The organism is Arthrobacter sp. B1I2 (assembly GCF_030816485.1).
GTDB lineage: Bacteria > Actinomycetota > Actinomycetes > Actinomycetales > Micrococcaceae > Arthrobacter.
This window is the reverse complement of sequence record NZ_JAUSYC010000001.1, coordinates 3,545,989-3,572,188: the sequence shown is the minus strand read 5'-3', so window position 1 is coordinate 3,572,188 and position 26,200 is coordinate 3,545,989. Positions and strand designations below refer to the sequence as shown.

Below are 26,200 nucleotides of genomic sequence, written 5' to 3'. Positions count from 1 at the left end.
TCTGTAGTGCGAATGATTGCTGCCTTGTTGGAAGCCTAGTGCACCCGGTCTTGGTGGCCGGGTGCACCGGGCCTGGTAATACTGGGGAAAACTAGCCGTGCAGGGCCTTGCCGGCCAGCGCCAGGTGGGCTTCGCCGAGGGCCTCGTTCTGGGTGGGGTGGGCGTGCAGCAGCTGCGCCACATCCTCCGGGTAGGCTTCCCAGTTCACGATCAGCTGGGCCTCGCCCACCTGCTCGCCCATGCGCGCACCGATCATGTGGACGCCCACTACGGGGCCGTCCTTCTGGCGGACCAGCTTGACCAGGCCGGAGGTACCCAGGATGGAGCTCTTGCCGTTGCCGGCCAGGTTGTATTCCTGGGTCTGCACCTGGTCTTCGCCGAACTTTTCCTTGGCAGCCTTCTCGGTGTAGCCAACGGTGGCGATTTCCGGTTCGGAGTAGGTGACCTTGGGGATGTTGATGTCCTCGACCACCACGGGCTTCAGGCCGGCGATTTCCTCGGCCACGAAGATGCCCTGCTGGTACCCGCGGTGGGCCAGCTGCACACCGGGCACAATGTCGCCCACAGCGTAGATGTTGCCCACGCCGGTGTGCAGGCGCTCGTTGGTGATGACGAAGCCGCGGTCGATGGTGACTCCGGCTTCCTCGTAGCCCAGGTTGGCCGTGACGGGGCCGCGGCCGACGGCAACCAGCAGCAGGTCGGCTTCGAAGGTCTTGCCGTCCACCAGGGTGACCTTGACGCCGTCGTCATTCTGCTCGACGCCCTGGAAGAAGATGCCGGTGGAGAACTTGATGCCGCGCTTCTTGAAGGCGCGTTCGAAGTTCTTGACGATCGTGGCGTCCTCGTTGGGAACGAGGGAGGGCAGGCCCTCCACGATGGTGACGTCCACGCCGAACGACTTCCAGACCGAGGCGAACTCGACGCCGATGACGCCGCCGCCCAGGATGATGGCGCTCTTGGGGATGAAGTCCATGGTCAGGGCCTGGTCGGAGGTGATGACCTTGCCGCCGATTTCCAGGCCGGGGAGCGTGCGCGAGTAGGAGCCGGTGGCCAGGACGATGTTCTTGCCCTTGTACGCGGTGCCGTTCACCACGACGGTGTCGGTGCCCTGGAGCTTGCCTTCGCCTTCGATGACGGTGATGCCCTTGGACTTGATGAGTCCCTGCAGGCCCTTGTACTTGCCGGCGACGATGCCGTCCTTGTACGCATTGACGGCGTTGATGTCGATGCTGTCCAGGGTGACGTTCACGCCGTACTTGGCGGAGTCACGGGCGTGGTCGGCCAGCTCTGCGGAGTGCAGCAGGGCCTTGGTGGGGATGCAGCCGTTGTGGAGGCAGGTGCCGCCCAGCTTGCCCTTCTCCACGAGGCCGACGGTGAGGCCGAGCTGTACCGCACGCAGCGCCGCAGCGTATCCGCCGCTGCCGCCACCGAGTACCAGGATGTCGAATTCTTGCGCAGTTGCCTGATCGGCCACTAAAACGCTCCCTCGCGTGAACGATGACGCGTTCTGCGCGCATCATCTGGTCTTGGAACTTGCACTGCCGTGATTATGCCAGCAGGGCAACTCTCTTGCATTTGTGACTACCGTGGTTCACCTTAGCGAACCACCTATCCATGCTCCACCTTGGCAGCGCGTTTGTGGAGCGCTTGTGTCCAGTGTCACGCGGCTCTGTGGCACAGGGATCACCTGCATCCAAAGCCGCGTGACAGCGGGACCGCAGCCCCCATCCAAGCGGATGCCCGGGCAGTTGCCCGGGCTGTTGCTCAGGCGGCGGCCAGGATGTCCTCAACATAGGCAACCAGGGTACGGACGGTGCATCCGGTGCCCTGCTTGTGGGTGTAGCCGTAGGGGCTGCCGTTGTTAAAGGACGGTCCAGCGATGTCGATGTGCGCCCAGGGGATCTGTTCGCCCGCTTTGTCCTTACCCACGAACTCGCGCAGGAACACGGCAGCGGTCATCATGCCGCCGTGGCGTTCGCCGATATTGGCCAGGTCCGCCACCTGGGAATCCAGGCTGGGGCGCAGCTCCTCCGGCAGGGGCATGGGCCAGACCAGTTCGCCGGCGCGGTCTGCCGCTGCCTTGAGCGCACCCGTGACGCCGTCCGAGCCCATGACGCCGGCGGTGCGGTTGCCGAGTGCGATAAGCTGCGCGCCCGTCAGCGTTGCCACGTCAATGATGGCGTCCGGGTACTCGCGGCTGGCTGCGACGATGCCGTCCGCCATCACCAGACGTCCCTCGGCGTCGGTATTAAGGACTTCAACTGTCTTGCCGCCGAACATGGTCAGGACATCGGCCGGGCGCGAAGCGCCACCGCCGGGCATGTTCTCTGCGATGCACAGCCAGGCGGTCGCCTTCACCGGCAGGCCCAGGCCGGCGAGGGCAAGGACAGTGTTAAGTACGACGGCGGCACCCGCCATGTCGCTCTTCATGTCGCCCATGTTCAGGGCCGGCTTGAGGGAGATTCCGCCGGTGTCGAAGGTGATGCCCTTGCCGACGAGGGCAATGCTGGCAGTGGCCTTGGCAGGGGAGTACTCGACCTTGACCAGCCGTGGCTGCCGGGTGGAGCCCTTGCCCACACCCATGATGCCGCCGAAGCCTTCCTTCTCAAGGCGCTTCTCGTCCCAGACGGTGACCTTGACCGGCAGGCCCTTGGCCAGGTCCTTTGCTGCCTCCGCGAACGATTCCGGGTAGAGGTGGCTCGGCGGGGTGTTGACCAGGGAGCGGGTGGCGTTGACAGCCTTGGCCACCAGTCCGGCGCGCTTCAGCGCGGCACCCAGGTCCGTGCTGCCTGCCAGTTCCGTGAAGATGACGGCATTGCGGACAGGATCCTTGAGACCGTCAGTGGAAGACCTGAATCCGGTGAAGGAGTAAGCGCCCAGCGCGGCGCCCTCGGCGACTGCCGTGACGTCCTCCACCGTCGCCGTCGGGAATGCCAGGGTGACCGTGGCCAGGCCGGCAAGCTGCCGCACGGCGGATCCTGCTGCCCGGCGGAGCGATTCGCCCGCCAGCGTGCTGGCTGCGGAGACCTTTCCCACTCCGGCGAGGACCAGGATCCCGGCCCCGGTTTCGGGCAGGCCAGGGAGGCGGACCAGCTGGTCCGCGGCGCCGGTCACCCCGAGCGCCTTGAGGGAGTCGGCGAGGGCCTCCGCGGATTTCGCCGTCAGCGGGTTGTCCAACAGGACGGGCCCGTCGATTCCCTGCCCCACCCCGATAACCACTGCATCGCTGGGGTTCCTCTTAAGGTCCCGCGCGACGGTACTAAGGTTGACTTCAGTATTCTTGACCACAGGGATGAGTCCTCGATTCTCGAAACGTTCGGGCAGGGATGCATGTTGGGCGCTCTGCCATGGTGGCCCGGATCCGGCCGATTCTGGACGGCGTCCGGGTGCGTGCAAGCCCGCCTGGCAGGCCAGTTCCGATCGTAGCCCTTCCCCGGCGCAGCGGGAGAATTTCCTGAGATGTGCGCCACACCGCGCCGCGGAATGCCGGGTGCCCCTGCCGCGTTGTAAATGATGTCCACCCGTACCCCTGAAAGGAACATGCCGTGCTTGAACGGATTTCCGGCTCCCTGCTGGACCCTGACGCGCTCTATGCCAGCAACATCGAGCTGTTCCACAGCCCCGGGCTGCAGGGGCTGAACCTGGTCATGGGATTCACCGGCTTCGCCGACGCCGGCCACGTGGTGAAGCAGATTAACGCCGAACTGCTGAACAACCTCGATGCCCAGCCTGTGGCGGTTTTCGATGCGGACCAGCTGATCGACTACAGGTCCCGCCGGCCGCACCTGAGTTTCGTGGAAGACCATATCCAGGATTACCAGGAGCCACGGCTGGCCCTCTACCGGCTGGTGGACGGGCTGGGAAAGCCCTTCCTGCTCCTGGCCGGCTTCGAACCCGACCTGCAGTGGGAACGGTTCGCCCGCGCCGTGGTGAACATCGTGGAAAAACTGGACATCAACCTGGTCACCTGGATCCACTCCATCCCCATGCCAGTGCCGCACACCCGGCCCGTGGGTGTGACGGTGCACGGAAACCGGCCTGAGCTGATCGAGGGCATTTCCGTGTGGAAGCCCACCGTTGAAGTTCCCGCCGCCGTGGGACACATCCTGGAGCTGCGCCTCGTGGAGGCGGGGCGCAATGTTGCCGGTTACGTCATCCACGTGCCGCACTACCTTGCTGAGGCCGAGTACCCCACCGCCGCCGTCGCCGGGCTGGAATACCTGGGCGCCGCGACCTCCCTGATGCTGCCCACCGACCGCCTGCGTGAGTCCGGCCGCGAGGTCAGCCGCCAGATCGCGGAACAGATCGAGGCGTCCGAGGAGGTCCAGCAGGTGGTCTCCCGCCTTGAAACGCGCTACGACGAGAAATCGGACGGCATCGTGCGCCGGTCGCTCCTCGCGAATGAGAATGACGAGCTTCCGGACGCGGACGACCTCGGGGCCGCCGTGGAGGCCTACCTGGCCAGGGAGAACCCGGGGCAGTAGCGCCGGGCAGTCACCGGGGCGGCAGGACCGGGCAGGAGTTCCGCGTCACAGCTTGGGGGGCTGCGGACGCGCGCCGGGCATAATGAAACAGTGACTGCTCCCCGCGCCTGGCTTATCTGGACCATTGGAATTTTCGGGTACCTGGTGGCCGTGGCGCAGCGGACTTCGTTCGGCGTGGTGGGGCTCGAGGCCACGGAGCGGTTCCATGCTTCCGCGTCCGCCATCTCCTTTTTCACCGTCCTGCAGCTGCTGGTCTACGCCGGGCTCCAGATCCCGGTCGGGGTGCTGGTGGACAGGTTCGGCTCCCGCGCCATGATCGCCGGTGGCGCAGTCCTGATGGGACTCGGACAGCTGCAGCTGGCCTTCGCTGACAGCATCCCCGGGGGAGTCCTGGGCCGTGTCCTGGTGGGTGCCGGGGACGCCATGACGTTTATCTCGGTGATCCGGCTCATCCCGCTGTGGTTCGCTCCTGCCCGCGTCCCCCTGGTCACCCAGCTGACCGGCATGTCCGGGCAGTTGGGGCAGCTGTTCAGTGTCCTGCCCTTCGCGCTGGTCCTGCACCTGTCCGGCTGGACCCCCGCCTTCCTGATGCTGGCAGGGATGTCCGGACTCGCCGTCGTGCTGGTAGTCCTGTTCCTGCAGGACGCTCCGCCGGGGACTGAGCGTCCGCACGCCCGGCAGGGGCTAAGGGCCACAGGTGCCTCGCTGGCCCGGGCCTGGAGGCAGCCCGGCACCCGGCTGGGGATGTGGAGCCATTTCACCATCCAGTTCAGCGGCACCGTGTTCGCGATGACGTGGGGCTACCCGTTCCTGATCTCGGGCCAAGGCCTGGATGCCGGCACCGTGGCCGCCCTCATGGCCCTGTACGTCGCCGCCGCCATGGCCGTGGGCCCGTTCATCGGGCGCTTCGTTTCACGCCACCCGCTGCGGCGGTCCACCATGGTGCTGCTGATCGCGGGGACCACCGCCGCCGCTTGGGCCGCGGTACTGCTGCTTCCCGGGCGCGCCCCGCTGTGGCTGCTGGCCGGCCTGGTGGTGGTGCTCGCAATCGGCGGCCCCGGGTCGATGATCGGCTTCGACTTCGCGCGGACCTTCAACCCCGCGCACCGGATCGGCACTGCCACGGGCATCGTCAACGTTGGGGGCTTCCTGGCGGCCCTGGTGTCCATCTTCCTGATTGGCCTGGTACTCGACGTCCTTTACGCCACCGGGTTCTCACAGGGGGTGCTGTACGGCCTGGATCCCTTCCGGCTGGCCCTGAGCGTCCAGTTCCTGCTGCTGGCCGTCGGCGCCACGGCCATCCTGGCCTCGCGGCGGAAGGTGCGCCGGCAAATGGCCGCCCAGGGGATTGTGGTGCCGCCACTGCGCAGCGCCCTGGCCCGGCAGCGCCGGGAAAGCCTGGCGCGCCGCCGCCAGCCGGCGCACACTGACGACTGAGCCTGCCCGGTTCGTCCCGTTTCTCTCCTTGATGTTCCTCCCTGCACTGTTCCTCCACTGCGCCGGTTACCCACATAGCTGAACTGACCTCTGCCCGCGGCGCCGGCGGCGGCGAAAGCTGGAGCCATGACAGCTTCAGAACGATTAACAGTCCGCGGGCCGGAAGACATTCTTGGCTTCATTCCACACTCCCTCGGGTACTGGCCGGCATCCAGCCTGGTGGCCATGACACTGCACGGCACCAGGCTCGGAGCCACGCTGCGGCTTGATCTCCCCGGCCCGGGAACGCAGGCAGATCCTTCCGGGTTTGCCCGTGCCGTCCGCCGCTACCTGGAGTCGGACCAGCAGGCTGACGGCGCTTTGCTGGCTGTCTTCACCAGCGACGCCGGAATGGTCCCGCCGTCCGGCTACGACCTTCTGATCTCCGTGCTCCAGTCCGTCCTGGACCAGGCAGGGATGCCCGTCCGGGATGCCTGGTTTGTGGGCGACGAGTACTGGCGGGACGCCCTTTGCGGCGATACCTCGTGCTGTCCGCTTCCGGGACGTCCCGTGCGGGAGATCAGGGACAGCATGTTGAACGCCGAAATGGTGTACCGGGGCAGCAGCGTCGGCCCCGCGCCAAGGGCGGGCAGCGGGCCGGAAGCGCCGGTCCCCGCCATGCATCTGGCAGCTGTCCTTGAAGCGGAGGCCGGCTGGGAGGACGAGCTCGGCGGGCGGTCGCGGAGCAGGGCCCAGTTCAATGCCGTGCTCGACTTCTGGGAGCTGCTGCTGGACCGTTCCCAGGCCGGCCCGTGGATCCCGGACGTCGAGCGGGACGCCTTCCTGCGCGCAACGCTGCTCGTTCCCACCTGGCGCGACGCCGTGCTGGTCATGGCAGCGGCCGGGAGGGACGCCGCGGAGGCCGGCGCCGAACGGTTCCGCGTCCTGGCGGACGAAAGTGAGGACGGCAGCGACGTGTCCGTGGTGGCAGTGCCAATGCTGCCTCCGGCGGACGTCGCCGGCCGGCAGCGGCGGGTGAAGGAACCGGTGGTGGAGGCGGCACGGGCAACAGCAAGCCCGCCGGGGCTGCGGCGCCGGACGCGCAGCGCCGCTTCCGGCTCTGCTCCTGCCGGCTACGGAGAGGTGCTCATGGGCGTGGCGCCGGACGTGCCCAACTGGGACGGTCTGGACGCACTGGACCGGATTCTCGGGCAGTTGGCTGTGCTGGGCGGGCACCCGGCCGCTGCGGCGCTGACGCTCCGTGGCTGGGTGGCTTGGTGCCGCGGCCGCGGCTCCTACGCGGCTGTCTACCTGGGCCAGGCCCTTGAACTCGATCCGGAATACCGGCTGGCGGAACTTCTGCTGGATCTCGTGGGCAGGGGAACGCTTTGCGGCTGGGCCGCACGGAAGGAAGCGGCCTGGCAAAAATTCGGTGCGGATCCTGCGGGGGAAAAGGAGACGCTGTGATCGGAGACCACGCGGCCTGAAGCCTGGCGGGCATAGGTGGGTCGGGGGCAGCCCGAACTGTTGGCGGCAGGGGAGGCCGGATCCGGGCAAATCATGAGACAATAGATGCCGAGACCCGGTTGGGTCCGTGTATCAAGTGCTTGTAACCGTCCCGCAAGGGAACATTACAGCCGCTCCGGGAGTTGTCTTAAGGGACTCTGCCGGCCGTGGTGGCACCTGGTTTTCAACACGGACTTGACAGGGTCATAGTGGTGTTGCCCGTATGGTGATTCCACAGACCACCGCTAGAAAGGTTTTCTGTGACCCCGTCTTCCACGAAGAAGGATTCCGCCGCCCAGGATGTCTTGTCCCCTGAGGAGAAGCAGGCCGCGACCAATGCCAAGCGGGCAGCTACGCGGGCAGCCAACAAGGCTTCAGCCGGCGAGGCTGCGGGCGAAGGCAAGCGCGAGCCCAAGAAGCGTGGGCCCAAGCCCGGCGCCAAGGCTGCAGCAGCGGCTGCGGGAAAGTCCGCCGGTGACGCTGACCCGGACGAGGTCGAAGAAGTAGAGGAAGACCTCGACGACATCGTCCTTGAAGGTCCGGACACGCCGGAGGACGCCGATCCCGTCAAGGCTGCCGCCGGCAGCGGAAAGGGCTTCGTCTACTCTGACGCAGACGACGATGACGCCCCCGTGCAGCAGGTCATGTCAGCCGGCGCCACGGCCGACCCCGTCAAGGACTACCTGAAGCAAATCGGTAAGGTGGCACTGCTCAACGCCGAGCAGGAAGTCGACCTTGCGCTGCGGATCGAGGCCGGGCTGTTCGCCGAGGAGAAGATCGCCGCCGACGACGGCTCCATGGACCCGAAGTACAAGCGCGAACTCGAATTCATCATCCACGACGGCAAGCGCGCCAAGAACCACCTGCTGGAAGCCAACCTCCGCCTGGTGGTCTCGCTGGCAAAGCGCTACACCGGCCGCGGCATGCTGTTCCTGGACCTGATCCAGGAAGGCAACCTGGGCCTGATCCGCGCCGTGGAGAAGTTCGACTACACCAAGGGCTTCAAGTTCTCCACCTACGCCACCTGGTGGATCCGCCAGGCCATCACCCGTGCCATGGCTGACCAGGCCCGCACCATCCGTATCCCGGTGCACATGGTCGAGGTCATCAACAAGCTGGCACGCGTCCAGCGCCAGATGCTCCAGGACCTGGGCCGCGAGCCCACACCCGAAGAACTGGCACTGGAACTGGACATGACCCCGGAGAAGGTGGTCGAGGTCCAGAAGTACGGCCGTGAGCCGATTTCGCTGCACACCCCCCTGGGCGAGGACGGCGATTCCGAGTTCGGTGACCTGATCGAGGACTCCGAGGCTGTTGTTCCGGCTGACGCCGTGAGCTTCACCCTCCTGCAGGAGCAGCTGCACTCGGTTCTGGACACCCTTTCCGAACGCGAGGCCGGCGTGGTTGCCATGCGGTTCGGCCTGACCGACGGACAGCCGAAGACCTTAGACGAAATCGGCAAGGTCTACGGCGTCACCCGCGAGCGGATCCGCCAGATCGAATCGAAGACCATGTCCAAGCTCCGCCACCCCTCCCGGTCGCAGGTGCTGCGGGACTACCTGGACTAGGTCCTCCGCACTGCCCAGGCAGGGGCCGTTCCAAATCCACTTCAGGGTGGGTTTGGAACGGCCCCTGCTTTTGTTTCAACTGCCCGGAAGCGGCGTATGCCTCCCGTGCCGTTGAACGCCTGCGGGTTAAACGGCTGCGGGACCCTTCCGTGGTGGAAGGGTCCCGCAGGGATCGTTGTTACCGATGCCTCATCTAGTCGATTTCCACGGCAGCTTTCTCGTGAAGCTTTCCCGTCTCGTCGTGCCAGTCGGAGCTCAACGGCTTGAGCGTCGCCTCGACTGCACGGGCGTGGTGGCCGCAGAACAACAGCTCACCGCCGGAGGACTCGAGTACAACCCGGACATATGCCTGAGCTCCGCAACGGTCGCACCGGTCGAGTGCGTTTAGCGTGCGGTCTGCCACTGCTGTTGTCATGTCGGCCTCCTTAGTAGATCAGTACATCTATATAACCAGTATTCGTATCCAAACCGTCGCAAGGATGGGGCAAGTTCGCTGTCCGCGTATCCGCAAGGTTGGGTCAAGAATTGCCCAGTTCCGCCCATCACGGGGGCTGGTGGCACGCCGCACACCTGCCGGCGGGTGTGGCAGACACCTGTGGCCGCTGCCGCCGACTACCCTAGAAGGAGCGGTCCCAGCGCCGCTTCCACGTCCCTGAAGGAGTTCATCACCAGTGGCACCAAGCTCTGAGTACACCGCCCGGCACCTCTCCGTACTGGAAGGCCTCGAAGCCGTTCGCAAGCGTCCGGGCATGTACATCGGCTCAACCGACTCACGTGGCCTCATGCACTGCCTCTGGGAAATCATCGATAACTCTGTGGACGAGGCCCTGGCCGGCTTCGGCCATGACATCCGCATCATCCTCCACGCGGACAACTCGGTTGAGATCCACGACGACGGCCGCGGCATCCCCATCGACAAGGAACCCAAGACCGGACTCACCGGCGTCGAAGTGGTTTTCACCAAGCTGCACGCCGGCGGCAAGTTCGGCGGCGGCTCCTACACCGCCTCCGGTGGCCTGCACGGCGTCGGCGCGTCAGTGGTCAACGCCCTGTCCTCGCGGCTGGACGTCGAGGTGGACCGCGGCGGAAAGACGTACCGGATGTCCTTCCGGCGCGGCGAACCGGGACGCTTCAAGGACACCGGGTCCCGGCTGGACCCGGCAGCGCCGTTCACCCCGTTCGTCGATGATTCTGTGCTGGACATCGTGGGCAAGGCCAAGCGCGGAGTTACCGGGACACGGATCCGCTACTGGGCGGACCGGCAAATCTTCACCCCGGATGCCAAGTTCTCCTATGAGGACCTTGCTGCCCGTGCACGCCAGACCTCCTTCCTGGTGCCCGGCCTCAAGCTCACCGTGCGGGACGAGCGCAAGCTCCCCGGAACCCCGGGCGAGGCCGGCCCGCATGAGGAGGTCTTCCACCACGACGGCGGCATCTCCGAGTTTGCCGAGTTCCTCGCCGCTGATCCCGCCGTCACCGACGTATGGCGGCTGCATGGATCCGGGAAGTTCAAGGAGACGGTCCCCGTCCTTGACGAACGGGGGCACAGCCAGCTGGCTGAGGTTGAGCGTGACTGCGAAGTGGACGTGGCGCTGCGCTGGGGGATCGGCTACGACAGCACCGTGCGCAGCTTCGTGAACATCATCGCCACCCCAAAGGGCGGCACGCACCAGTCCGGGTTCGAACAGGCGCTGGTCAAGACCTTCCGGAAAGCCGTGGAGACCAACGCCCGCAAGCTCAAGGCGGGGAACGACAAGATCGAAAAGGACGACATCTTCGCCGGCCTCACGGCAGTCCTGACCGTGCGGCTCGCGGAACCGCAGTTCGAGGGCCAGACCAAGGAGATCCTCGGCACCAGCGCCGTGCGCGCCATCGTGGCCCGGGTGGTGGAGCGCGAAATCTCCGCCAAGCTGTCCTCAAGCAACCGGAACGACAAGGCCCAGTCGGCGCTGCTGCTGGAAAAGATCGTCAGCGAGATGAAGTCCCGCATCTCGGCCCGCGTGCACAAGGAGACCCAACGGCGTAAGAACGCCCTGGAAACCTCCTCGATGCCCACCAAGCTCGCTGACTGCCGGACGGACGACGTCGGACGTTCCGAGCTGTTCATCGTGGAAGGTGACTCCGCGCTGGGGACAGCCAAGCTGGCCCGCTCCTCAGACTTCCAGGCCCTGCTGCCCATCCGCGGAAAGATCCTCAACGTCCAAAAGGCGTCGGTGGGGGACATGCTGTCCAATGCCGAGTGCGCGGCCCTCATCCAGGTGGTGGGCGCAGGCTCGGGCCGAAGCTTCGACATCAGCGCTGCCCGGTACGGCAAGGTCATCCTGATGACGGACGCCGACGTGGACGGCGCCCATATCCGGACCCTTCTGCTAACCCTTTTCTTCCGGTACATGCGGCCCATGATCGTGGAGGGCAGGGTGTTCGCCGCGGTTCCGCCGCTGCACCGGGTGGAGGTTATTAACGCCGGCCAGAAGGCCAACGAGATGATCTACACCTACTCGGAGGCCGAACTCCACGTGCTGCTGGCCCGCCTGGCCAAGGAGGGCAAGCGGTACAAGGAACCGATCCAGCGGTACAAGGGCCTGGGGGAGATGGACGCCGAGCAGCTGGCGGAAACCACCATGGACCCGCGGCACCGCACCCTGCGCAAGGTGGGGATCGAGAACGCGCAGCAGGCAGAGGAGATCTTCGACCTGCTGATGGGTTCGGATGTGTCCCCGCGCAAGGACTTCATCATTGCCGGCGCATCCAGTTTGGACCGGGAACGCATCGACGCCTGATTGCAGGCAGTCTCTGCTTGGCGTCAGCCGAGCAGCCCGGGAACCACCAGCAGCGCCGTAGGCAACGCCAGCAGCAGGACGGAGCCGGCCAGGACGGCGCTGCGGACGGCGGCGGGAAGCTGGGGCTGCGGCGTCAGGAGGCGGCTGACCCGGGAGGCTGCGGTCCGGACGGCGTCCGAGCCCGGGCCGCCCGAGGCCGCCTCCAGGCCGGACAGGGCCAGGCTGGGTGAGGATGGCCGGATATCGCCGGCACTCCCGTTTCCTGCCGAACCGCTGGCAACGATCGCGATCGCCTTGATGAGGGTCGCCTTGCTCTCGGTCCGCAATGCGACGTCGTCGGCCAGCATCTCGATCAGCGAGTTGACCGACTCCTGGGCAAGCCGGGTGGTGGGGAGCCATGGCAGGGCCTGCCGCCAGGCGGCGAAGGCCCAGAGCAGAAGGTGGTGCCGCTGGCTCAGGTGCGCGTTCTCGTGAATCAGGACGGCGCGCAGTTCGGCCGGCTCCAGGGCGGCCATCAGGCCGTCCGACAGGACGGTCACGGACCGGGCGCCCCCTGGAAGGCAGTACGCGACGGGGGAGTCGTGGCTGATGACCAGGGTTCCCGCGTCCTGGCCCGACGGCGAGGCCAGCAGCGCGAGGAGTTCACGGTGGCGGCGCCGCTGCCGCTGGATCTTGTAGTACGTCAGCAGCAGCGTGAAGACCAGGTGGGCCGTGAGCAGGGCAGCGGTGGACAATGCAAAGATGTGCCAAAACCCCAGCGCCGTGGTGGGGGCATTGAAAAGCACCATGCCGGCAAGGGCGCGGAGCCCCGCAAGGAGGTTGTCACCGATCGGCTCGAGGCCGTAGACCAGCATGGCGCCGATCATGGACAGTCCACCTGCCAGTGCGATCGCCTGCCACAGGAGCATCGCCGTGAACGGCGACCTGGCCGGCCATTGTGCCCGTGACAGGAGGATCGGCACCGGCCAGGCCAGGATTATCGCAAGGACCGCCAGCAGGTATGAGGCCCAGAACATGGTGGGCTAGAGGTGACCCAGCAGTTTGCGCAGCGTCTCGGCTTCACCTTCGGACACGGACCCGATAAAGCGGGCCAGGACGGCTTCCCGGTCCGGGGCTGAACCCAGGACCTCATGCATAAGTTCGGCGGTGTGGTCGGCGCGGCTGGACACTGCCTGGTACCGGTGCGGACGGGTTCCGCGTTCGCGTTCCACCAGCCCTTTCTTTTCCAGCCGGGAGAGAACGGTAAGAACCGTGGTGACGGCCAGTTCCTTGCCCTCGTGGCCCGGCCCGCCCTGTGCCGCCGACGTGCGCGCCAGCTGGTCCCTCAGGGTATTGGCCGTGGCGGCTTCCTGGCCCGCCCAGAGCAGATCCATAACTGCCCGTTCCAGTTCACCAAGACTAGCCATTTCACTTTTCCTTAAATTCCCCGCACCGGCCGCCCTTGCGGCACCCGGTGACGTTGCTGCTGTTCAACTACAAAACTAAATTTACCCCGAAACCGCCATACGTTCTACATCGGGTAGAACATATGGCGCCGCGCGGTGTTCCGGGCCATCCCAGGGGAGGGCGACCAGTTTTCGTTCACCGCCGCCGATGTTCTACACTGTGTAGAAGTTGCAGTTCTACGGGGTGTAGAAAACTGCATTGGCTAACAGTAGGGACTGCCATGGACGCCTTGGAAATCGCACGCTGGCAATTCGGTATCACCACCGTCTACCACTTCATGATGGTGCCGCTGACCATAGGCCTGGGCCTTGTAGTGGCCGTCATCCAGACGGCCTGGTACCGCACCGGCAAGCCTGAGTACCTGCGGATGACCAAGTTCTGGGGAAAGCTGTTCCTCATCAACTTCATCATGGGCGTGGCCACCGGCATCGTGCAGGAGTTCCAGTTCGGCATGGCCTGGAGCGAATACAGCCGCTTCGTGGGTGACGTCTTCGGCGCGCCGCTGGCGCTGGAAGCCCTGCTGGCCTTCTTCGTCGAATCCACCTTCCTGGGCCTCTGGATCTTTGGCTGGAAGCAGCTCAAGCCCGCCATCCACCTTGCCTGCCTCTGGGTGGCCGTCATCGGATCGGCACTCTCCGCCTACTTCATCATCGTGGCCAACAGCTGGATGCAGCACCCGGTGGGTGTTGAGATGATCAACGGCCGGCCCGTCATGACCGACGCGTGGGCTGTCTTCACGAACAACACGGCCCTGGTGGCCGTCCCGCACGCGCTTTTCGGCGCCCTCGCCGTGGCAGGCGGCTTCCTCCTGGGCATCGCCTGGTACCACCTGTGGCGGCGGCGGCACGACGGCGTCGACACGGTGGGTGCCGACGGCCGGGTTATCCCCGGTGAAGACCCCCGGATCCCCGGCCGCGACCATGCGGACCACAGCGTATGGATCCGGTCCCTGCGGATCGGTGCCGTGGTGGCCATGATCTCCTTCGCCGGCACTGCCGTGACCGGCGATCTGCAGGGCAAACTGATGTTCCAGCAGCAGCCCATGAAGATGGCCGCCGCGGAGGCGGCCTGCCACGACGGCACCGGCTTCTCCGTCCTGAGCGTCGGAAACGTCGGATCCAGGAACTGCGACGATGTCGTGGCCGTGATCGAAGTTCCGGGCATCCTGTCCTTCCTGGCCAAGGGTGACTTCACCACCGAGGTCAAGGGGGTCAACAGCCTGCTGCCCGAGTACAAGGCCAACTACGGAACCCACCTGCCGGAGAACCCCATCTACGGTGACCGGGCCGGCCAGGAGATCGAGTACGTGCCCGTCATGGAGGTCACCTACTGGGGATTCAGGATGATGATTGGCTTCGGCGGGCTGGCCGCCCTGGCCGCCTTCGTGGCCCTCTGGCTCACCCGCAAGGGAACGGTACCGGAGTCCCTGTGGCTGATGCGGCTGGCAGTCTTCGGCATCCTGGCCCCCTTCGGTGCCAATGCCGCCGGCTGGATCTTCACCGAGATGGGCCGGCAGCCATTCGTCGTGGCGCCCAATCCGGATCCAAGTGGTATCGACCAGGTGTTCATGTTCACCGCCGCCGCCGTGTCTCCGGGTGTCTCCGCAGGGGAACTCATCGCCTCGCTGGTGGCCCTGACCGCCGTCTACGCCGTCCTGCTGGTGGTGGAAGTGAAACTGCTGGTCAAGTACATCCGCGGCGGCGTGGTCTCCGCGATGCCTGAACTCGTACACGCACCGGCGGACGAGAACGAGGACGAAACGCCTGGCTCCGGCGGCACCGGGGACACCAAACCCGCCGACGACGTCCTGGCCTTCGCCTACTAGCAGAGGAAACGAACAATGGAACTGCTTCCCACCATATGGTTCATCGCCATCGCGGTGCTGTGGACCGGCTACCTCTTCCTGGAGGGCTTCGACCTGGGCGTAGGGATGCTGATGAAGCTCTTCGCCCGCAACAACACGGAGCGCCGGGTGCTGCTGAACACCGTTGGGCCTGTCTGGGACGGCAACGAGGTGTGGCTGTTGACCGCCGGCGGCGCCACTTTCGCCGCCTTCCCGCTCTGGTACGCGTCGCTGTTTTCCGCGCTCTATCTCCCCCTGCTGGTGGTCCTGCTGGCACTGATCTTCCGTGCTGTGGCGTTCGAATACCGCGGCAAGGTAGACACGGACAGCTGGCGTAACCGGTGGGACTGGGCCATCGTGCTGGGCTCCTTCTTCGCCGCCTTCGGCGTGGGCGCCGCACTGGCCCTCACAACCACCGGCCTTCCGCTGAACGCCAACGGCGACCGCGAAGGCGGCCCCATGGCCTGGTTCAGCGGCTACGCCCTGCTGGGCGGTATCGCCGTGGTGGGGTTCGCACTGCTCCACGCCCTGGCGTTCCTGGCCCTCAAGACCGACGGCGACGTAAGGCACCGCGCCCGCCAGTGGTTCGTGCGGCTCCTGCCGGTCCTGCTCCTGCCCATCGCGGCGTGGGCACTCGCCATCCAGTTCATGGAGGGCAAACCCTGGACCTGGGCCGCCGTCGTCCTGGCCGTTGCTGCTGCCGTTACTGCCTGGCTGCTGGCCCGGAAGGGATCCGAAGGCCGGTCCTTCCTGGCCCTGGGCGCCTTCCTGGTGCTGGGCACGGCGTCCATCTTCGGCGCCGTCTTCCCGGTGGTGCTGCCCTCTACGCTGGACAGTGCCTTTGACCTCACCATCTCCAACGCTTCCTCCTCGGACTACACCCTGGGGCTGATGAGCATCGTGGCGGCTTTTGGCCTTCCCCTGGTGATCGCCTACCAGGCCTGGACCTACTGGGTTTTCCGCCACCGTGTCAGCGCCGCCCACATCCCGGAAGCCCACAGCTTCCTTCCCGCGGTGGCCGCCAAGGCATTCACCACCAAGGGCTGACGTGCGGCCAACTTTTCCTGCCGGTCCGGCAACCCGTTCGGCAATCTACTGGCTGGGAGTCCTTGCCGCGCTCAAGGCCCTGTCCCTGGTCCTGATCGGCCAGGCGGTGGCCTCCGCCCTGGCCGGACTGGTTGCCGGGAACCCTGCCTGGCCGGCCCAGCTCGTGGCCGGCCTCGCCGGCGTCGTCCTCCGCTCCCTGACCGTCTGGGGCCAGGCCGTCGCTGCACGCCGCGCGGCACTCGGGGTCAAGGAAGAGCTCCGCGCGCAGCTGCTGGAGCGCGCCCTGCGCACGGGCGTCCGGTCCTCAGGCCCGGGCGACGGCGGCCTGGCAGTGCTGGCGACCCGCGGCCTGGACGCCCTGGACAGCTACTACACCCAGTTCCTGCCCGCGCTGGTCAACTGCGCCACTGTGCCGCTCCTGCTGGGGGCCCGGATCCTCTTCGCGGACTGGGTGAGCGCGCTGGTCATTGTGCTTACCGTGCCCCTGATCCCGTTGTTCATGGTGTTGATCGGCCGGTACACCGAGGACAGCGTACGCGAGGCACAGGCTTCGCTGGCCCGGCTGTCCGCGCACATGCTCGAGCTCGCCAAGGGCCTGCCGGTCCTGGTGGGACTGGGCCGGGCCACCGCCCAGCGCAAGGCCCTGGAGGAGATCTCGGAGGAATACCGCTCCCGCACCATGGGCACCCTGCGGACTGCGTTCCTGTCCGCACTGGCCCTGGAACTCATCGCCACCATTTCGGTGGCCGTGGTGGCCGTTTTCATTGGTGTCCGGCTGGTCCACGGCGACATGCCACTCGAAGCCGGCCTGCTGGCACTGCTCCTGGCACCGGACTGCTACCTTCCGCTGCGGGAGCTGGGCACCGCCCACCATGCCAGCGACGACGGCCGGGTGGCGCTCGCCGAAACAGCCGCCGTGACCGGTGCACCCGAAGCAACCCCCCTGCCGGCGGCCAAGGCCGGCCGGCCCGGCGCTCCCCTTGAGGCCACCGGACTCACCGTGACGTACGCCGGCCGGTCCGGAGCCGCCGTCGGGCCCCTCACCTTCACCGCACCGCAGGACAGGATCACCGCCCTGGACGGCCCCAGCGGTGCGGGCAAGAGTACCGTCCTGGCCGTGCTCGCGGGGACGATCGGTGATGGCGACGGGACCAGCATCACTGGGACCATCAGCGGCCTCGACCGCAGCGCGGTGGCCTGGGTGCCGCAGCACCCCGTTATGGTGGCCGGGACCGTCCTGGACGAGGTGCTGCTGTACCTCTCGCCGGATCCCGGCCGCGGCCCGGACCGGTTTGCCGCCGAAGAGAGTGCCCGCCGCTGCCTTGAGCGCGCCGGGGCCGCCCACCTGGCAGGAAAGCACCAGGCTGAACTGAGCCCGGGCGAGCTGCGCCGCGTGGCGCTGGCCCGCGGGCTGGCAAGGATCGACGCCGGGGCCACCCTCCTGCTGCTGGACGAGCCCACGGCGCACCTGGACGATGCTTCCGCGCTCATCGTGGAGGACGCCATCCGGCGGCTCCGCGGCCAGGCCACCGTGATCCTGGTGGCCCACAACCAGCGCACCCGGCAGCTTGCGGACGTGCTGGTGCCGGTGGTGCCCGCGGACCGGGCCGCCGCAGCCACGCACCACGATGGCAGCGCTGCCAGCGTCCTGCCGGGCTTCAGCGCCACCGACTCAACAGCGAACCCCATTACGAGCAGCCCTGCAACTGACAACAACGTCCCCGGCAATGCCGCGACGAGCCGCCCCGTCCAGCCTGCACCAGGCGCGGCCCGCCTCCTGGCGGCACTGCTGGCACCGGTCCGGGGCAAGTTCGCGGCCGCGGCTTTCGTCGGCACCCTGGCGGCCGTCTTCGCCGTCGCGCTTTCCGGACTTTCGGGCTGGCTCATCATCCGGGCCAGCGAGCAGCCGCCCATCCTGTACCTCCTGACCGCCATCGTTGGCGTCCGGTTCTTCGGCATTGGCAGGGCGGTCTTCCGCTACTGGGAGCGGCTGCTGCTGCACGATGCCGTCTTTGCCGCCCTCACCCGCCTGCGCGGCCGGCTCTGGGAGTCGCTGAGCCGCAGGGCGCTGTCGCTGCGCCGGCTCCTGCAGGGCGGCAACGTGCTGGGTACCGTCGTTGACGACGTCGACACGGTCCGCGACCTCCTTCCACGCGTGGTCCTGCCGCCCCTGACAGCGGTCGCGGTGTCCGTCCTGGCGCTGGCCGCCACCGGCGTCCTGGTTCCGGCCGCCCTTCCCGCAGTGGCCGGCGCAGCCATCAGCGGCCTGCTGCTGGCGCCCGCTGCCGCGCTCCGGGGCGACCGCAAATCCGCCAGCGCCGAACAGTCCCTGCGCTCCGGCGTCCTTCGCCGCGTCACTGCAGCCCTGGACGCCCGGGCCGAACTGCACGCCAACGGCGTGGCCCCCCGCGTGCTTGAGGCGCTGCTCGCGGAGGACCGCGACGCCACGCGCGCCTCCCAGCGCTCCGCCTGGGCCGACGGGCTGGGGCACGCTCTTGCCACCGCCGCCTGCGGCACCGCCGCGCTGGCTGCGGCATGGCTGGCGGCTCCCGGGGTCCTCGCGGCCCAGGTTGCCCCGGCCACCGCCGCCGTGGTGGTGCTCCTGCTGCTGGCGCTGGTGGAACCGTACGCAGCCATGACGACGGCGGTCCGCCAGTTCCCCGCGCTCCGTGCCGTGATGCGCCGGGTGGGGGAGTCGGGGGCCCTTGACGGCGGTTCATCCTCCGCCGGCGAACCGGCCGACGGCCTGCAGCCGGTTCCCGACAGGGAAGGCGGGGCGCCAGGCGTTGAGCTGGTGGACCTCGCCGCGGCATGGCCTGGCGGCTCCCCGGTCTTCTCGGGCGTGGACGCGGTGGCAGGGCCGGGGCGCTGGCTGGCGGTCACCGGACCGTCGGGTTCGGGAAAGTCCACCCTGCTCTCGGTGCTGCTGGGCTTCCTGCCGCCGGTGGCAGGCCAGGCGCGGGTCACCGGCCGGGCGGCGTGGTGCCCGCAGGAGGCGCACCTTTTCGACTCCACGATCCGGGGAAACCTGCTGCTGGGCCGGCCGTCCGGGAACGGCGCACGGGCTTTGGCGGACGACGAGGTGGAGGCGGTCCTGGCCGCCGTCGGACTTACCGGGCTGGTACGCCGGCTCCCGGCGGGGCTGGACACGCGGATCGGCCCCGGCGGTGCCTTCCTGAGCGGCGGCGAGCGCCAGCGGCTGGCCGTGGCGCGGACCCTGCTGACAGGTGCGGAGGTGATCCTGCTGGATGAGCCCACCGCCCACCTCGACGCGGAGTCCGCGGCCGCCATGCTGGCGGACCTGCGCGCGGGACTGCGGGACCGCACGGTGGTGCTGGTGACCCACAACCCCGCAGACATCCAGGCCGGCGATGCCAGGCTGGATCTTTCGACCTCCTCCGGGCAGCCCTCGCTGGCCAGGTCCCGCTAAGCGCTTCCCGCCGGGCCCCTCCCGCACAAAGGCCGGGACGGGCCCCAATGGCCAGCGGCTTCAGCCGTTGACGTCGTGAAGGTGATGAACGACGTCGTGCAGGAAGTACTGCGAGAGCGTGAGGACGGTGAACTCCGAGCCGTTGCTGCGCAGCCCCTTGCGTCCCCAGTCCTCTTCGCGGACGCGGGCGAAGGATGCGGCGGCCTGGTGTCCTTCCGCCGCCAGTTCAGCGCCCACCACCGAGGGGTCGGCGTTGGCATAGTCCTTTTCCTCCGCGGTCCGGTCCTGGTCCCAGTTCTCGAACCGCGCGTCCCCGGAGGCCAGCATCAGGTTCAGCCGCTGGTCGAAGAGCGCGAAGACGTCCCGCACGTGGCACGCGTACTCCAGCGCAGACCACGTGTGGTCATTGGGGCGCTGCGCTGCGTCCGGCCGCCGGAGGACGGCCCGCCACCGGGGGAGCATGCTTTCGATGCTCCCCGGAACCGTTGCCGGCGTGGCGGTTGAGGCGGTGAAAGAGCATTCCGGGCAGGGGCGGGACAGGACCCAGGTCCAGTCCTTTTCATCAGGAACGATAGGCATGGGAGCAGTCTAAGCGGTGCGGGCGCGCTCGAAGCTAGGCCTCTGCCGCCGGTCCGTCCGTCCATGCCATGGCCGGGCCCACCGCTTCGATGGCCTGGGAGAGCGGGACGCCCGAGCCGTCGCGGCGGCCATGCTCCTGCGGCAGGGACCGCGCCACGCCGGCGGCGGATGAAGCCTTGGCCGGACCGTGCCCGGCCCAGGCCAGAAGCAGCGTGTCCTCACCCTTGAGGAACCGGTGCGACCGGACCCCTGCGGTGGCACGTCCCTTGGCCGGGTACTCGGAAATCGCTGTTACCTTCGCCGTGCCCGGCGCGGTGCCGGGAAGGGCTCCGTTGGTACCGGCGATGGTCACCACGACGGCGGCCTCGTCCTTGGGCTGGACGACGCCGAAGAAGATCACCTGGTCACCCGCGGCGAGTTTGATGCCGGCCATGCCGCCGGCGGTACGTCCCTGTGGGCGGACGACAGCGGCGGGGAACTTCAGCAGTTGGGCTTCCCGGGTGAGGAACACCAGTTCAGCGTCGTCGTCACCGGCGGGAGCTACCCCCACCACGACGTCCTTGTCCTTGAGGGTGATGACTTCCCAGTCTTCGCGGTTCAGCGGGTAGTCCGGCTGGACACGCTTCACCACGCCCTGGGCCGTGCCGATGGCCAGGACTTCATCCAGGCGCACGAACGCCACCAGCGTTTCGCCCTTCACCAGGGTGAGGAAATCCTTGGCCGGAACACCTCCAGCCAGGTTGGGCAGCCCGCTCACCGGCGGCAGCACCGGCATGTCCATCACCTGGAGGCGCAGCATGCGGCCCAGCGAGGTGATGGCCGCGATCTCGCCGCGGGCCGAGGTCTTAACCACCGAGGTGTAGACATCATGCTTGCTCCGGGCACCGGCCTCGGCCAGCGGCTCCTGGTTGCTGGTGCGGGCCACCTGCCCGGAGGCGGTGAGGATGGCCCAGCAGGGGTCGTCAGCGATCTCCAGTGCCAGCGGTGCGGTCTTGCCTTTCTTTCCGTTGGCTCCCACAAGCTCGGCGGACGCCACCGTGGGGGAGACCGCCTCGGATTCCAGCAGCACGGTGCGGCGCGGGGTTCCGTGGTCCTCGGCGATGGCGCCGAGTTCGTCGGAGACCACGGTGCGGAGCAGCTCCTCAGAATCCAGGATGGCCTGCAGTTCCGCGATCTCGCGGCGGAGCTCGTCCTGCTCCTTCTCCAGTTCGATCCGGGAGTACTTGGTGAGCTGGCGGAGGCGCAGTTCCAGGATGTAGTTGGCCTGGACCTCGGTGAGGTCGTAAATCGACATCAGCCGTTCGCGGGCCGCCGCGGCCTCGTCCGAGGACCGGATGATCTGGATGACCTCGTCAATGTCCACGATGGCGATGAGGAGGCCCTCCACCAGGTGCAGGCGGTCCTTCTTCTTCCCCAGCCGGAAGACGGTCCGGCGCCGGACCACGTTGATGCGGTGGTTGACGTAGACGGACAGCAGGTCCACCAGGCCCAGCGTCTGCGGCTGGCCGTCCACCAGGGTGACGTTGTTGATGCCGAAGGAGTCCTCCATCGGCGTGTACCGGTAAAGCTGCTGCAGGACCGCGTTCGGGTTGAAGCCGTTCTTGAGTTCGATGACCAGCCGCAGCCCGTGCTTGCGGTCCGTCAGGTCCACGATGTCGCTGATGCCGGTCAGCTTCTTGGCGTTGACAGCGTCCTTGATCTTCTCGATCACCTTTTCCGGGCCCACCATGTACGGCAGTTCGGTGACCACCAGGCCGGTGCGGCGCGCGGAGAGCTGCTCCACCTCCACCTTGGCGCGGGTCTTGAAGGATCCCCGGCCGGTGGCGTAGGCGTCGCGGATGCCGTCCAGGCCAACAATCCGGCCGCCGCTGGGCAGGTCCGGGCCCGGGACGAACCGCATGAGGTCATCCAGGGTGGCATCCGGGTTGGCGATCAGGTGCCGGGCTGCGGAGATGACTTCCACCAGGTTGTGCGGTGCCATGTTGGTGGCCATGCCGACGGCGATGCCGGTGGCGCCGTTGACCAGCAGGTTGGGGAATGCGGCGGGAAGGACGTCCGGCTGGGTCAGCTGGTTGTCGTAGTTGGGGACGAAGTCCACCACGTCTTCGTCGAGGTGGTTGGTGAGCGTGAGCGCGGCCGCAGCCAGCCGCGCCTCCGTGTACCGCGGCGCTGCCGGGCCGTCGTCGAGGGAGCCAAAGTTGCCGTGCCCGTCGATCAGCGGCAGCCGCAGCGAGAAGTCCTGCGCCATGCGCACCATGGCGTCGTAGATGGCGGCGTCGCCGTGCGGGTGCAGCTTGCCCATGACCTCGCCCACCACGCGGGCACTCTTCACATGGCCGCGGTCCGGGCGCAGGCCCATATCGCTCATCATGTACAGGATGCGGCGCTGTACCGGCTTGAGCCCGTCACGGGCGTCCGGAAGGGCCCGGGAATAGATCACCGAGTACGCGTACTCCAGGAAGGAGCCCTGCATTTCGGACGTGACATCGATATCGACGATGTTTTCCGTGTAGTTGTCATCCACGATGGGGTTTGAACTTTGGCGGCGGGCCATGGGGTTTGGTAAATCCTTCTGGGGTTACTGCGCAGCCTTTGGGGTGTGCTGCGATAGTTTTTGGCTAGGCTAAGCCTATGGTGGATCAGCCCGGGGACGGCGAATATCCGGAACATTGGGAAGCCGATGTCGTCCTGCGTGATGGCGGGACGGCGCATCTTCGGCCCATCCACCCGTCGGACGCGGACGCGGTGCAGGCCTTCCACACCGGACAGTCGCAGAATTCAATCTACATGCGCTTCTTTGCGTTCAAGGCCAGGTTGTCAGCCAAGGAGCTCAAGCGCTTCACGGAAGTGGACTACAAGGACCGGGTGGCGTTCGTCATCACCATCCACGGCGAAATCATCGGCATCGGCCGCTATGACCGGCTTGCCGATCCCACCGAGGCCGAGGTCGCCTTCAACATCGCGGACGCCCATCAGGGCAGGGGAATCGGTTCCATCCTGCTGGAGCACCTGGCCGCCGCCGCGCACGAAAACGGGATTAGGAAGTTCACCGCGGAGGTGCTGCCGGAAAACCGCAAGATGCTGATGGTCTTCTCCGACGCCGGGTACGACGTCAAGCGGCACTTCGACGATGGCGTCGTCAGCCTCGAGTTCAACATCGACCCCACCGAAAAATCACGCGCGGTGATGGAATCCCGCGAGCACCGCGCGGAGGCGAGGAGCGTCCGGGACCTGCTGGCGCCGTCGTCCGTTGCCGTGATCGGTGCCAGCCGCAAATGGGGGACCGTGGGGTACCAGCTGCTGGAGCACATCATCGAGGGCGGCTTCCACGGCTCCGTCTACGCCATCAACCCCGAGGCGCTGGAGCTGGCCGGCATGATGTCCTACGGCAAGCTCTCCGAAGTTCCCGAACCCGTCCAGCTGGCCATCGTCGCAGTGCCCTACGAGGAAGTGCCGGGCGTGGTGGCAGAATGTGCGGCGGCGGGCGTCAAAGGCGTCGTGATCGCCTCGGCAGGCTTCGCGGACGACGGCGAGCGCGGCCTGCTGCGGCAGCGCGCCCTGGTGCGCCAGGCCCGGGCCAACGGGATGCGGGTGATTGGCCCGGCGTCGCTGGGCATCGCCAACACCCACCCGGACGTGTCCTTGAACGCCTCGATGGCACCCACCATGCCGCTGCGCGGCGGCCTGGGCCTGTTCAGCCAGTCCGCGGCCATCGGCGTCTCGCTGTACGCCGCCTCCAGCCGGCGCCGGCTGGGACTGTCCAGCCTCCTCTCGGCCGGCAACAGGGCCGATGTCTCCGGCAACGACATGATGCAGTACTGGGAGGACGACGCCGACACCGCCGCCGTGGGCCTCTACCTGGAATCGATCGGCAACCCCCGCAAGTTCTCCCGGATCGCGCGGCGCCTGGCCCGGACCAAGCCGGTCATCGTGGCCAAGTCGGACACCATGGGCCTCCGCCTGCCGCCCGGACATGCCGTCCGGACCACCCAGGCGCCCGCCGGTGCACTGGACGCCATGCTGCGCCAGTCCGGGGTGATCCGCGTGGAAACAGTGGAACAGCTGGTGGATGTGGCCCAGGTGGTCTCAGGCCAGCCGCTTCCTGCCGGGCCCGACGTCGCCATCTTCAGCAACTCCCAGGCGCTGGGCAACGTGGTGGCGGACAGCGCTGCCGCCCACGGGCTGGGAGTGGCCCAGGTGGTTTCCGGACTGGACCTCGATGCCGGCCAGTCGGTGGCCCTGCCCGCACTGCGGAAGGCCCTCCTTGAGGCCTTGGCGTCGGATGCAGTGCACGCCGCCGTCGCGGCACTGCTGCCTGCCCGCGGGCTGACCGCCGACGCCGTGGCGCAGGTCCTGGCGGAATGTTCGGCCAGTGCCGGGAAACCCGTGGTGGCGGCCTTCACCGGCATCCTGGACCCCGCCATCAACGTGGAGGGCCTGGTGGGAGCGGAGGGCTGTACCGTCCCCTGCTTTTCCAACCCCGGGGCAGCCGTGGCCGCGCTTGCGGCCGTGGTCCGGTACGCGGAGTGGGCCGCCCGAGACCACGGGCAGTTCGTCGAACCCGCCGGCTGCGACCCCCGGCAGGCGGAGTCCGAGCTCGACGCCCTGCTACGCGACGTCCAGGGGGAACAGCTTAAGCAGCTGGACCCCGCGGCGGCTGCGTCCCTGCTGGGGCATTACGGCATCTCCGTCCTGCCCTCTGCTGCCTTCACCACCCCGGATGAGGCCGTGGCCGCAGCGGACGCCCTGGGCTGGCCGGTGGTGCTGAAAACCACCGACCCCGCCCTCCGGCACCGGCTGGACCTGGGCGGGGTGCGCCTTGGCATCGAGGACGCCTCGTCGCTGCGCCAGAACGTGGTGCAGATGCGCCGGGCGCTCGCAGCCTACGGCGACCCCGCCCTGGAAGTGCAGGCGATGGCGCCGGTGGGGCAAGCCTGTACCTTCCGCGCCATCGAGGATCCATTGCTGGGGCCGGTTATCTCCTTTGGCCTCGCCGGCGACGCCGTCAATCTCCTGGACGACTGGGCCCACCGGGTTCCGCCGCTCTCCGCGGTGGACGTACATGACTTCGTCCGTGCTCCGCGGGCGTCCCGGAAGCTCTTCGGCTACCAGGGCCTGCCGGCCGTTGATGTGCAGGCGCTGGAGGACCTCGCCGGCAGGCTGGCCTGGATGAAGGACAACCACCCAGAGATCGCGCTGGTGGAATTCAACCCCGTCCTGTGCGGCACCGCGGGGGTTACCATCCTGGCCGCCGACGTGCGGATCGGCAATGCCGCGCAGCGCACGGACAGTGCCCGCCGGGCGATGCTGGGCTGACGCGGTTAGCAAGTGACCGGGCGATCTGTGAAAATGGGGGCATGAGCTTCCAGCCTCCCGCGTCGGCGCCCGAAACGCCCGGCAATGAAAACCAGGCAGTCCGCCAGCACAGCTCACACAACCACGGAGTACAGGGCCAAAGCTTGGAAGACGCGCTGCAGAAGGCCGGGTTCTACCCGCGCCTGGTCTCTGACGTCGTCGACGATGCATTGGACGGCCGCGACTGCGTGGCCCACCTGGTGCACCTGGAAACCCACTTTGACCGGGCAGAAGTTCGCCGCCACATCACCGTGCTGGTCCTTACCGCGGACATGCTGGTGATCACCCACGTGGACGACCAGCAGTTGGACGAGGCGGGGGAGCAGATCGTCGCGCAGATCTCTACCGAGTCCGTTCCCGTGGCACAGATCCGGTCGGTGGTTTTGAGCTACATGTACGCCCAGCCGCAGAACTACAAGCCCTCGGACCCCGTCCGGGAACTCACCTTGTCCATCGCGTGGTCCGGTGGCCAGCGGCTGGACATGGGTCCTGCCAGCTGCGGCGATCCGCAGTGCGAAGCGGACCACGGCTACACCGGAACCATCGCGCAGGAAGACATCGTGCTCCGCATCAGCGCCGAGGCTGACGGCCTGCAGGCAGTGCAGGACGCCAAGCTCTTTGCCAGGGCCTTGCGGGCGGTCAACACCGGTTCCACAGCTCCCGTTCCGCACGCCCAGTCCATGGCGCCGCGGCCGCGTGCCGGGGTGTTCGGCAACCGGCTCAGCCGCGGGCACCAGCAGCGCTGA

The 26,200-nt window shown here is 67.4% G+C and carries 17 protein-coding genes; 10 read left to right on the top strand and 7 right to left on the bottom strand.

Annotated features, from left to right (window positions below; all coding sequences use genetic code 11):
* Nucleotides 1-91 precede the first annotated feature (91 nt).
* Both lpdA and QFZ57_RS16640 read right to left on the bottom strand, forming a co-directional pair.
* Nucleotides 92-1,474 carry a dihydrolipoyl dehydrogenase gene (gene lpdA / locus QFZ57_RS16645; RefSeq protein ID WP_306631621.1) on the bottom strand — a complete coding sequence of 461 codons (1,383 nt, stop codon included), beginning with the start codon at nucleotides 1,472-1,474 and terminating at the stop codon, nucleotides 92-94.
* Nucleotides 1,475-1,764: 290 nt separating this feature from the next.
* Nucleotides 1,765-3,288, bottom strand: coding sequence for a leucyl aminopeptidase (locus QFZ57_RS16640; protein ID WP_306900997.1), 1,524 nt, complete (start codon nucleotides 3,286-3,288; stop codon nucleotides 1,765-1,767).
* Nucleotides 3,289-3,545: 257 nt separating this feature from the next.
* Here QFZ57_RS16640 and QFZ57_RS16635 point away from each other — a divergent pair, with 257 nt between their 5' ends.
* The 4 genes from QFZ57_RS16635 to QFZ57_RS16620 all read left to right on the top strand — a co-directional run bounded on the left by QFZ57_RS16635 (nucleotide 3,546) and on the right by QFZ57_RS16620 (nucleotide 8,974).
* Complete coding sequence (locus tag QFZ57_RS16635) at nucleotides 3,546-4,484, top strand: proteasome assembly chaperone family protein (RefSeq protein ID WP_306900996.1); 939 nt, start codon at nucleotides 3,546-3,548, stop codon at nucleotides 4,482-4,484.
* A 90-nt stretch (nucleotides 4,485-4,574) separates the two neighbouring features.
* Nucleotides 4,575-5,921 (top strand): MFS transporter, encoded by a 1,347-nt coding sequence (locus QFZ57_RS16630; RefSeq protein WP_306631618.1) that lies wholly within the window; start codon nucleotides 4,575-4,577, stop codon nucleotides 5,919-5,921.
* Nucleotides 5,922-6,047: 126 nt separating this feature from the next.
* Complete coding sequence (locus QFZ57_RS16625) at nucleotides 6,048-7,367, top strand: DUF4192 domain-containing protein (protein ID WP_306900995.1); 1,320 nt, start codon at nucleotides 6,048-6,050, stop codon at nucleotides 7,365-7,367.
* A gap of 299 nt (nucleotides 7,368-7,666) precedes the next feature.
* On the top strand, nucleotides 7,667-8,974 hold the full coding sequence (locus tag QFZ57_RS16620) for an RNA polymerase sigma factor (protein ID WP_306631616.1): 1,308 nt from the start codon (nucleotides 7,667-7,669) through the stop codon (nucleotides 8,972-8,974).
* 193 nt (nucleotides 8,975-9,167) lie between these two features.
* Here the strand turns inward: QFZ57_RS16620 and QFZ57_RS16615 are convergent, their stop codons facing one another.
* Entirely contained in the window at nucleotides 9,168-9,389 is a 222-nt protein-coding gene (locus tag QFZ57_RS16615; protein ID WP_013600696.1) for a DUF7455 domain-containing protein, read from the bottom strand.
* A 256-nt stretch (nucleotides 9,390-9,645) separates the two neighbouring features.
* Here QFZ57_RS16615 and QFZ57_RS16610 point away from each other — a divergent pair, with 256 nt between their 5' ends.
* Nucleotides 9,646-11,754, top strand: a complete 2,109-nt coding sequence (locus tag QFZ57_RS16610; RefSeq protein WP_306631614.1) for a DNA gyrase/topoisomerase IV subunit B — start codon at nucleotides 9,646-9,648, stop codon at nucleotides 11,752-11,754.
* A gap of 23 nt (nucleotides 11,755-11,777) precedes the next feature.
* On the opposite strand, the gene QFZ57_RS16605 is transcribed toward QFZ57_RS16610, so the two are convergent.
* Nucleotides 11,778-12,770 carry a M56 family metallopeptidase gene (locus tag QFZ57_RS16605; RefSeq protein WP_306631613.1) on the bottom strand — a complete coding sequence of 331 codons (993 nt, stop codon included), beginning with the start codon at nucleotides 12,768-12,770 and terminating at the stop codon, nucleotides 11,778-11,780.
* Between the two features lie 6 nt (nucleotides 12,771-12,776).
* The gene (locus tag QFZ57_RS16600) at nucleotides 12,777-13,160 is read right to left on the bottom strand and encodes a BlaI/MecI/CopY family transcriptional regulator (protein WP_018769682.1); all 384 of its coding nucleotides are present in this window, start codon (nucleotides 13,158-13,160) and stop codon (nucleotides 12,777-12,779) included.
* A 260-nt stretch (nucleotides 13,161-13,420) separates the two neighbouring features.
* On the opposite strand from QFZ57_RS16600, the gene QFZ57_RS16595 reads away from it, so the two are divergent.
* Genes QFZ57_RS16595 through cydD form a run of 3 tightly spaced genes read left to right on the top strand, consistent with a single transcriptional unit; the run spans nucleotide 13,421 to nucleotide 19,520 of the window.
* A complete protein-coding gene (locus tag QFZ57_RS16595) occupies nucleotides 13,421-15,025 on the top strand; it encodes a cytochrome ubiquinol oxidase subunit I (RefSeq protein WP_306900994.1) in 1,605 nt (534 codons plus the stop codon).
* Nucleotides 15,026-15,040: 15 nt separating this feature from the next.
* The gene (gene cydB / locus QFZ57_RS16590; protein WP_306900993.1) at nucleotides 15,041-16,090 is read left to right on the top strand and encodes a cytochrome d ubiquinol oxidase subunit II; all 1,050 of its coding nucleotides are present in this window, start codon (nucleotides 15,041-15,043) and stop codon (nucleotides 16,088-16,090) included.
* Nucleotide 16,091: 1 nt separating this feature from the next.
* Nucleotides 16,092-19,520, top strand: coding sequence for a thiol reductant ABC exporter subunit CydD (gene cydD, locus QFZ57_RS16585; protein WP_306900992.1), 3,429 nt, complete (start codon nucleotides 16,092-16,094; stop codon nucleotides 19,518-19,520).
* Between the two features lie 60 nt (nucleotides 19,521-19,580).
* On the opposite strand, the gene QFZ57_RS16580 is transcribed toward cydD, so the two are convergent.
* Both QFZ57_RS16580 and QFZ57_RS16575 read right to left on the bottom strand, forming a co-directional pair.
* Complete coding sequence (locus QFZ57_RS16580; RefSeq protein WP_306631609.1) at nucleotides 19,581-20,099, bottom strand: DinB family protein; 519 nt, start codon at nucleotides 20,097-20,099, stop codon at nucleotides 19,581-19,583.
* Between the two features lie 34 nt (nucleotides 20,100-20,133).
* A complete protein-coding gene (locus QFZ57_RS16575) occupies nucleotides 20,134-22,653 on the bottom strand; it encodes a DNA gyrase/topoisomerase IV subunit A (protein WP_306900991.1) in 2,520 nt (839 codons plus the stop codon).
* 77 nt (nucleotides 22,654-22,730) lie between these two features.
* On the opposite strand from QFZ57_RS16575, the gene QFZ57_RS16570 reads away from it, so the two are divergent.
* Nucleotides 22,731-25,415, top strand: a complete 2,685-nt coding sequence (locus QFZ57_RS16570) for a bifunctional acetate--CoA ligase family protein/GNAT family N-acetyltransferase (protein ID WP_306900990.1) — start codon at nucleotides 22,731-22,733, stop codon at nucleotides 25,413-25,415.
* Between the two features lie 41 nt (nucleotides 25,416-25,456).
* Nucleotides 25,457-26,200, top strand: a complete 744-nt coding sequence (locus tag QFZ57_RS16565) for a DUF5998 family protein (protein WP_306631606.1) — start codon at nucleotides 25,457-25,459, stop codon at nucleotides 26,198-26,200.

Bases quoted from the DNA above. Each gene is read 5' to 3' on its own strand.
- QFZ57_RS16625 (WP_306900995.1), top strand. From the start codon at position 6,048: ATGACAGCTTCAGAACGATTAACAGTCCGCGGGCCGGAAGACATTCTT.
- QFZ57_RS16615 (WP_013600696.1), bottom strand. From the start codon at position 9,389: ATGACAACAGCAGTGGCAGACCGCACGCTAAACGCACTCGACCGGTGC.
- QFZ57_RS16605 (WP_306631613.1), bottom strand. From the start codon at position 12,770: ATGTTCTGGGCCTCATACCTGCTGGCGGTCCTTGCGATAATCCTGGCC.
- QFZ57_RS16600 (WP_018769682.1), bottom strand. From the start codon at position 13,160: ATGGCTAGTCTTGGTGAACTGGAACGGGCAGTTATGGATCTGCTCTGG.
- QFZ57_RS16595 (WP_306900994.1), top strand. From the start codon at position 13,421: ATGGACGCCTTGGAAATCGCACGCTGGCAATTCGGTATCACCACCGTC.
- cydB (WP_306900993.1), top strand. From the start codon at position 15,041: ATGGAACTGCTTCCCACCATATGGTTCATCGCCATCGCGGTGCTGTGG.
- QFZ57_RS16580 (WP_306631609.1), bottom strand. From the start codon at position 20,099: ATGCCTATCGTTCCTGATGAAAAGGACTGGACCTGGGTCCTGTCCCGC.
- QFZ57_RS16575 (WP_306900991.1), bottom strand. From the start codon at position 22,653: ATGGCCCGCCGCCAAAGTTCAAACCCCATCGTGGATGACAACTACACG.
- QFZ57_RS16570 (WP_306900990.1), top strand. From the start codon at position 22,731: ATGGTGGATCAGCCCGGGGACGGCGAATATCCGGAACATTGGGAAGCC.
- QFZ57_RS16565 (WP_306631606.1), top strand. From the start codon at position 25,457: ATGAGCTTCCAGCCTCCCGCGTCGGCGCCCGAAACGCCCGGCAATGAA.